Raw genomic sequence first — 8,026 nt, 5'->3', positions numbered from 1 at the left:
ACTCTGCGGGCGATCGACTGTTTGACTCTGCGGGCGATCGACTGTTTGACTCTGCGGGCGATCGACTGTTTGACTCTGCGGGCGATCGACTGTTTGACTCTCCGGGCGATCGACTTTTTGACTCTGCGATCTAACTGTCGCAGAATCTTCGCTCGACATTATTATAATAGTCTTGTCAAAATCTTGACTTAAAAAAAGCGGGAGTATGAGCATTGTTCCACGCGGAATGACAGTCACTGAGGCCAATCGGCTCTATCGGTCAGGTAACTTATTGGTGAACAGAAAGTATCAAATAAAATTAATTTGGTCGGTTGACGAAAAATAACAACTAATTGGAAGCATTTTCAATGGATCTCCAATTTCTTTAATTTTACCCTAAAGAATTGGTTTAAAGCCGGAACCCTTGTAGGGATCAATTAAAATCAGACTATTCATTCCTCCAATCCTCGGACTGACCGGGAGAGGTCGCCCTCAAGCAGTCAACTGTCAAGCGGTCACAGGTCAACTGAATTGCTGATCGTCCTCTAATTCATGGCAGTGGAAACTATGAAATCATAGATGGTATGCAGCGACTTAATGCTATTTGTGGTTTGATTGAAAATTTGGTTTCATTTAATAGCAAGTATTTTGATATTAACGAGTTCTCTTATGGTGACATACTCCTCCACCAACTGAGTACAGTATGGTGTAGGAGTATGTCACGTAAAACACTAGAGGATCGTGTTGGGATATTAATTAATGCAATTAAAAAATCTGCTTTGACTGACCCCTTAAAAACTCAGGTTCTGATGAAAATTGATACTATATGCCAATACGCTTGGGTTAAGACCGATCCCCCCGGCGCCCCCCGAATCAAGGGGGGAACAAGAACTTCATCAAAGTCAACCCCTACTCCCCTTGATTCGGGGGATGCGAGGGGGATCTCCGGGCCAGAAAAACCGTTAACTGAACTGTATTGTACTATATGCTACAAGGGATGCTCTGTGATTAGAATTAATATCCCATCCCAAAAAGAGGTTTCATTCGTGGGTGAAAAAGCTTTTATTAGAGAGAACACTTCAACTGTAGAAGCTAAAGGGCCAAAACTACTTGCTGTTTCTCAACGTTTCCAAAAGTAGTTTGCGAAGATCAGAAAAGCCCGCCCAAAACATCTTCCACCATCTTCAATCAGCTTCTAATCCGCCGGAATCATGCCCACCCCGATCGCACACTTAACCTCCTCCCAGCAACAGCGGATACACTTTCATACCGCCCCAGAACCCAGGAAGCCGAGGGGGAGTACGTTTGATGTGTTTGTTCGCGTAAATGGTGCGATCGCCCCCTCAAGTGCAATTGCTAACCTCGCCTCAATCTTGCTGCGGCAAATTCTCCAGCCAAACCTCTAAATCCTCGATCGACTGAAAATCCAACAATTCCTCTGCTAGAGTTTCAATTTGCTCGATCGACAAATCAGCAATTTTAGTGGTGATAGATTCCGGTAATGTTCCAACTCCCCGATTTAACAGACGGCGATTTAACTGACGTAAAATTAAGGATCTTCCTTCTTGTTCGCGGCCTTGTTCGCGGCCTTGTTGGATGCCTTGTTCAATTCCTTGCTCAATGCCTTCTTCCTTAGCTTCCCGATAAAACCGAGTTTCCTCAAGCGTAATTCCTAACATCGCCTCTGCCTCCCTTCGGTTTAAATTTGTAAACTTGTAAACCAGTATTGTCGTCAGCATCTCTATTATGCCGCGACTCGCTGCTTCCGATTCCTCCCGCTGCGATCGCGCCAGCAACAATCGCGCCACCTCCGGCGTACTCGCTTCGTCGATAGTCGTCAAAGCCATCAGCGCCACTCCCAGCGGTAATTGTTCGATCGCACCCAACTCATCCAAATATACCCGATGCACCTGATTGCTGTTCAAAAGCGATCGATACGGATGCGTTTCTGATTGTTCAGTCGATCGCGTAGGATAAATTACCACCGCTTCCCAATCAGTAAAACGCTGACGGTTGCGATAGAAATACAAAAACGACTCACCAAACAATCGGTCATACAGCAATTCATCCCGCTGAAACTGCACTTCACAGAAATATACTACTCCAGGCTCAGCATCCGGCGGCAAAAACACCCCATCAATTTCAAACTTCGGTTCCTTCACAGCAACCGAGTCAAATCGATACTGTTCTGCATTCAATGGTGACTCTTCCAATAGCTCAAACAGCAGCGTCGGAGCTTCTTGAAATAACTTGTAAAATATTGAATCTCGACGCATGAACTCAGTATCTCCTCTAGCCTGTGTAACTCATCCAACCGTCAGTCGATTTTAGATTTTAGATTCTTCGACTTCGCGAGCGAACAAGTTTGAGATTTTAGAACAGACTCGCCTTGATGAATCCGGGAGCTTGGGGTTTGGTCTCAAATTTGGGGAGTATCCACAACGATTGTACGTGGCACGGTACCCGTTTTTTGCTGCTTGCAAAAACAGCAAGTCGGTAATCTGTTCAATCAATTTTAAACGATTCCAGATAGCCCCCGATCAAAAAACCTCCTATATTTTCAGTCCTAGACGCACTCCCGACAAAGAAACCGGGTTTTTTACTTAATCTCTGGGTAACAACGAAGGATTTTCCTAAAAAAACCCGGTTTCTGGCCCCCCGTGCGTAAGTCGTAATTTTGTTAATGGGCGATCGAACTTAGCCCGCCTGAATTCGGTGTTTCCTTACTTTCAACTCGTCCAACCTCAAGCCGTCAGCCAAAATCAACAAGCGTGACTTGACGGGGTGACACTCGTCTGGTGGGTCAATAGTAGCTTGCTTTATGCGTCCGCGCGATCGTCCCCTTAAACCTGATCCCGCACCTCAACAACCGCCAAAAACTCAGAATTGCCACAAAAATTCAAAATCCCAAACCCAAAACTGCCCAACCCCAGTACGATCGATCTAGTTAGCAAAAAATAAGTAAAAACACTACCGGAGTAAATTATATGGATCTGGTCGTACTCCAGAACTGGCTGGACAACATCTCCTTCGCCATCTTGTTCACCACAATGCTCATCTACTGGGTGGGCGCAGCATTCCCCGGCATTCCCTACCTGTCCGCCCTAGGAAGCGCAGGAATGGCCGTCGCCAACCTATCCATCGCCGCCCTACTCGGTTCCCGGTGGATAGAAGCCGGCTACTTCCCCTTAAGCAACCTCTACGAATCCCTATTTTTCCTAGTTTGGGGAATCACCGCCATCCACCTAGTCGCGGAAAACATGAGCCGTTCCCGCCTAGTTGGAGTAGCCACATCCCCCGTAGCAATGGCAATATCCGCCTTTGCAGCCCTAACTCTGCCCGACACCATGCAATCGGCAGAGCCCCTAGTACCCGCCCTCAAATCCAACTGGCTGATGATGCACGTTAGCGTCATGATGCTCAGTTACTCAACTTTAATGGTAGGAGCCCTGCTGGCGATCGCATTTTTAATCGTCACGCGCGGCCAAAAAATCGAGCTCACAGGTAGTTCCTTCGGTACCAACAGCACCCGCAACGGTAACTACCGCATCCAACGCGCTCAAAACCCCGAATCTCCAACCCTCGAAACAGTAGCCGACAGCGCCTTAGCATTCAGCGAACCATCTTTCAACTCCAACAATAACGGTTTTGGCACCACCGCAGTGCTCGAATCAGCAACAATTCAAACCGCATCAATTCCCCAAACTCAAACCGCAGAAGTTCTCTCGCCCCAGCGATTGAATCTAGCAGAAACCCTTGATAACATTAGCTATCGCATCATCGGTTTAGGATTCCCCTTACTAACAGTTGGGATTATTGCCGGTGCAGTTTGGGCGAACGAAGCTTGGGGTTCATATTGGAGTTGGGACCCAAAAGAAACTTGGGCACTGATTACTTGGTTAGTATTTGCAGCCTACCTGCACGCCCGCATCACTCGCGGCTGGCAGGGAAGACGCCCAGCAATTTTAGCCGCCACAGGTTTTGTAGTAGTTTGGATTTGCTATCTAGGCGTTAATTTGTTAGGCAAAGGTTTACATTCCTACGGTTGGTTTTTCTAATTTTTGCTCCACAAATCAGTCGCCGAAAAACAGCATAAATCAAAGAATAGGGATTAATATCACCTCCAGTTGTAGGGCGGCGATTTCCAGCAATACCTGTCAATTTTAGCCTAAAATCCTTTGGATATATCGTTGGCAGCAGAGTCGAACTCCCCATAAATCCCTTAAAAAATGGGGACTTCGCTCGCTCTTGTCCCCCCCGATCGAAGGGGAGTAGGGGTCGAGTAGGGGGCTCTTCCTTCGGGGGGATCAGATCCTAATAGTAAAACAGCAGACAGATAATAGGTTTGACGTTAATTTGACACCAATGCAATGCCCAGCTTACTCAACCACCGAGACTGTAAAACTTTACTCCCTCTTCCCTAAACATCCGTAAAATCCGCTACACAATCCGTTGCCGAACTTCCTTCATTCAAATGACAATTGATATGGACGATTCACAAATATTTCTCAAAGAAGACGATGTTTTGTCTGCTCCTACCAGCGCTTTGATGTATCAATGTACCTTCAAAGTCAGCGAATATATGACAATTCTGCATTCAAGATTGCTAGAAGAAAAAATCTTTTCAGACGGCATGGATTGCGAGCTTTTAAGGGCTGGAAAAGCCTGGACAAAAGGAAAAGTTAGATTGCGCCTGGAGTTCATCCCCCTCGAACCTGAGGTAAAAGAACAAAAAGCCATTGCGGCCGCCCCGGAAGAATCAGACACCTCGCAAAATAACGGCGAAGATAGCTCTGAGCAAACTGATACAAATGAGCAATTAAATGTCTGCGACTCTACACAAATAAGTAATGATTTTCCTATTTCTAGGTATCCAGACAGCGACCCCGACAGTCGAGGAATGTGGAGCTAAGCTGCTACTTACGGGAGAGGGAAAGGAGGAAGATTTTTAAATTTTAAGTTCAGAGTTTTGAGTTGAAGAGCTTAAAACTGCATCCTTCCTACAACTGTCAACTGTCACAGGTCAACTGTCAACTGCCAACTGTAATGCCTGAATCTGCCAATTGGACGCACCTCCACGCTCAACTGCACCGGACACTGCTACAACGACAAATTTTGCCCTCAAATCAGCGATTGTTAGTAGCAGTATCCGGCGGACAAGATTCTCTGTGCACGCTCAAATTACTGCTCGATTTGCAGTCAAAATGGGGATGGAATCTAGCCCTGGCTCACTGCGATCACCGCTGGCGCTCTGACTCCCAATCTAATGCAACTCATGTAGAAAATTTAGCTAAAAATTGGGGAATATCCTATTATTTGCAAACAGCTTCGGATATCCCCAAAACAGAAGCAGCCGCCAGACAGTGGCGATATCAAGCTTTAACCGAAATTGCGATCGCCCACAACTCCCCCTACATTGTCACAGGCCACACAGCCAGCGATCGCGCGGAAACACTCCTCTACAACCTCATTCGCGGCAGCGGCGCCGACGGACTTTCCGCCCTGACTTGGACGCGGCCCCTTGCCGATTTTCGATTGCCGATTTTAGATTTTAGATTGGGGGATTCCCAGGAAAATCGCAACTCCCAAATATCGGCCGATTTTCCATTGGACAATCTCGATGAAAATCCTCAATCGAAAATCGAAAATCCCAAATCTCAAATTTACTTAGTTCGTCCGTTGCTGGAAATAACTCGATCGCAAACAGGTCAATTTTGTCAAGAGCAAAAACTACCAATTTGGGAAGATTCCACAAATCAAGACTTGCAATATGCCCGCAACCGGATTCGATCGCAATTATTACCTTATTTAGAAACTCATTTCAACCCAAAAGCCCAACAAGCCCTCGCCCAAACAGCCGAACTCCTCCGCGCCGACGTAGAATATCTCGAACTTGCAGCCAGCGACTTGCTACAGCGAGCCCTTTTTCCCATTCCAGACAAGGAGCAGGTGATATTTCAACTGCCGGTCAAGTTAAATCGCCCGATTTTGCGGGAAGCACCCCTGGCGTTGCAGCGGCGGGCTATGCGACAGCTACTGCAACAAATATTGCCCTGTGCACCCAGTTTTGACAGCGTAGAAAAACTCACCAGCTTAATCGCAGCCCCCAACCGATCGCAAACCGATCCCTTTCCTGGAGGAGCGATCGCCAGAGTCGAACACCCTGCGATCGTTTTAGATATTCAATTTTAAGCCGTCATCAAACCCGAAAGAGCTTGTCGCAAATCGGAAACTACCCGATCTTGCTGCTCTCCAGTCTGCTGAACGCGTTCGAGTTCTCCCCCCAGCGCTTCCAGCTTTTGGCGCAGCCCGCTCAAATTGTCCTGCACCGGTTGCAACATTTCTTGATAAACATTCACCCGACCCCAGAGTTCCGCCACAGCACCTTTCTGGTTGAACAAATTCTGCTCTAACTGCTTGATTTCCAGGCGTTTCGCCTCACTTTCCCCCTGAATGCGGTTGACATTTGCCTCAATTTGAGATATTGCCTCTCGCATTTGCTTAATTTCATTTTCCAGCCGTTGCAATTCTTGGCTTTGCTGCTGGCGTCCAGAATTGAGCTGTGCGACGATCGGCCCCAAATCAAGATCGCGCTCTTGTTTGGAAGCAGTGGCAGTCCCCAAGCGGCGCCACAGCACGGCCTGATGCTGCTTCAAAACATTTTCCCGTTCCTGCAAGCGGAGGCGCTGTCCCACCAGAGTTTCATTCAACATCTGATAACTTTCGAGTTCATCAGCCATTTCATTTTCCAAAGCCATGCGATCGTACTCGCTAGCAGCTTGAATTTTGGCTTGCAGCTCCTCGATTGTCTCCCGCTGGAGAGTCAACTCCTCCTCTTGATCGTTAACAAACCGGAACACCTTTTCCAAATCCTGTTCCAGGTGTTGCACCAGCGCCTGCAACTCCTCAAGCGGCATCTTCTCCAGAGCAGACACATCTACTACCTGCTCCGTAGCCCCAGCACCCGCAGCAGATGCGAGCCGAGACAGTTGCTGGTACAAATCCTCAACAGCCCGCACCTGCAAAGACACCGACTGAGCCTGCTCCTGCTTAGCGCTGAGGGTACATTGCTGCCCCTTAAGATCCGCGCGAGCTTGTGCCAAAGCATCTTGAGATTGATACCACTCCTGCCAGCGGTTTTGGACGCTCTGAAGTTGTCGGTCGACCTCTTCCTGCTGCTGTTGAGCTATGCTGTGTTTTTGCTCCAACTGCTGCCAGTGCACATCCAGAATTGCCTGCTGAGCCCCCACAACACCAAAAGACTGATTCAGTTGTTCCCGAACCCCTTGAGCCGAAGAAATTGCGCCCCCCAGCTTGTTCATCAACTCCTGAATCCTCAGTGCTTGCTGCTCGTCAACCACCGCCCCCTGCGGAACCTGAGACTGCTGGTGAGCCACCTGCTGCTGTTCGCCCCGCAACTGCTCCCAAGCCGTCTCAATTTCCACGCGGCTGCGATCGACCTCTTCTCGCAGTCGGTTAGCTTCATCTCGAGTATTTTCAATTTCCGAGCGTTGAGCCTCCAGCCGTTCCAGCTCGTCTTCCATTTGAGCCAACTGCTCTTCGCGGGCTTGCATTTCCATTTCCCGGCGATTGAGCTCCTGACTCGAAAACGTCAGAGAAGCCTTCCACTGTTCAATTTCCTCTTCCTTATCCTTAAACTTATCCTGCAAGCGCGAGAAATTTTGCAGAATGCTCACCAACTGGCGGGCAGCCTCCTGAATCCGCTGCACTTGCTTGCTAGCGCTCAACTCCACCAGCACCAGGGTGCCGTCGTTAAACTTATTAGCTTCCTCAACTGGGATCGCGTCATCGCCTGGTACGGCACTCCAATTGTGTTCGCCCCGCTGACAAGCTAGCAGTTTCAGTTCAGCCTTACCGCCACCGAGACCAAAGCCGCTTCTCTGTTTTTGTACTTCCGCTAGATACAGCACACTAATAGTCCTCTCTTTGGTGTCGTTTGCCCGATCGGGGGATAGCATCGTTTCCCAACTCACCCACAGCACCCACGCACAGCACTACCTCACGGGAGAGCGTCCAGAAAGCACTG

General features: G+C 48.4%; 6 protein-coding genes. 4 read left to right on the top strand and 2 right to left on the bottom strand.

Annotation, left to right across the window (positions count from 1 at the left end):
• The first annotated feature begins 563 nt into the window (after positions 1–563).
• Entirely contained in the window at positions 564–1,118 is a 555-nt protein-coding gene (locus tag QUB64_RS17100) for a hypothetical protein (RefSeq protein WP_333269911.1), read from the top strand.
• Between the two features lie 228 nt (positions 1,119–1,346).
• Here the strand turns inward: QUB64_RS17100 and QUB64_RS17095 are convergent, their stop codons facing one another.
• Positions 1,347–2,255 carry an Rpn family recombination-promoting nuclease/putative transposase gene (locus tag QUB64_RS17095; protein WP_333269909.1) on the bottom strand — a complete coding sequence of 303 codons (909 nt, stop codon included), beginning with the start codon at positions 2,253–2,255 and terminating at the stop codon, positions 1,347–1,349.
• A gap of 711 nt (positions 2,256–2,966) precedes the next feature.
• On the opposite strand from QUB64_RS17095, the gene ccsB reads away from it, so the two are divergent.
• From ccsB to tilS, 3 genes are all read left to right on the top strand, one after another.
• Entirely contained in the window at positions 2,967–4,037 is a 1,071-nt protein-coding gene (gene ccsB, locus QUB64_RS17090) for a c-type cytochrome biogenesis protein CcsB (protein ID WP_333269906.1), read from the top strand.
• 428 nt (positions 4,038–4,465) lie between these two features.
• On the top strand, positions 4,466–4,891 hold the full coding sequence (locus QUB64_RS17085) for a KGK domain-containing protein (RefSeq protein WP_333269904.1): 426 nt from the start codon (positions 4,466–4,468) through the stop codon (positions 4,889–4,891).
• Positions 4,892–5,025: 134 nt separating this feature from the next.
• The gene (gene tilS / locus QUB64_RS17080) at positions 5,026–6,171 is read left to right on the top strand and encodes a tRNA lysidine(34) synthetase TilS (RefSeq protein ID WP_333269957.1); all 1,146 of its coding nucleotides are present in this window, start codon (positions 5,026–5,028) and stop codon (positions 6,169–6,171) included.
• On the opposite strand, the gene hmpF is transcribed toward tilS, so the two are convergent.
• Positions 6,168–7,973, bottom strand: coding sequence for a pilus motility taxis protein HmpF (gene hmpF / locus QUB64_RS17075; protein ID WP_333269901.1), 1,806 nt, complete (start codon positions 7,971–7,973; stop codon positions 6,168–6,170). The genes tilS and hmpF overlap by 4 nt on opposite strands.
• Between the last annotated feature and the right edge of the window lie 53 nt (positions 7,974–8,026).

Origin of the sequence: Microcoleus sp. Aus8_D2 (assembly GCF_036702665.1) — a bacterium.
Classification (GTDB): Bacteria; Cyanobacteriota; Cyanobacteriia; order Cyanobacteriales; family Microcoleaceae; genus Microcoleus.
Note: the sequence above shows the minus strand (reverse complement) of the source record. Positions and strands in the feature narration are given on the sequence as shown.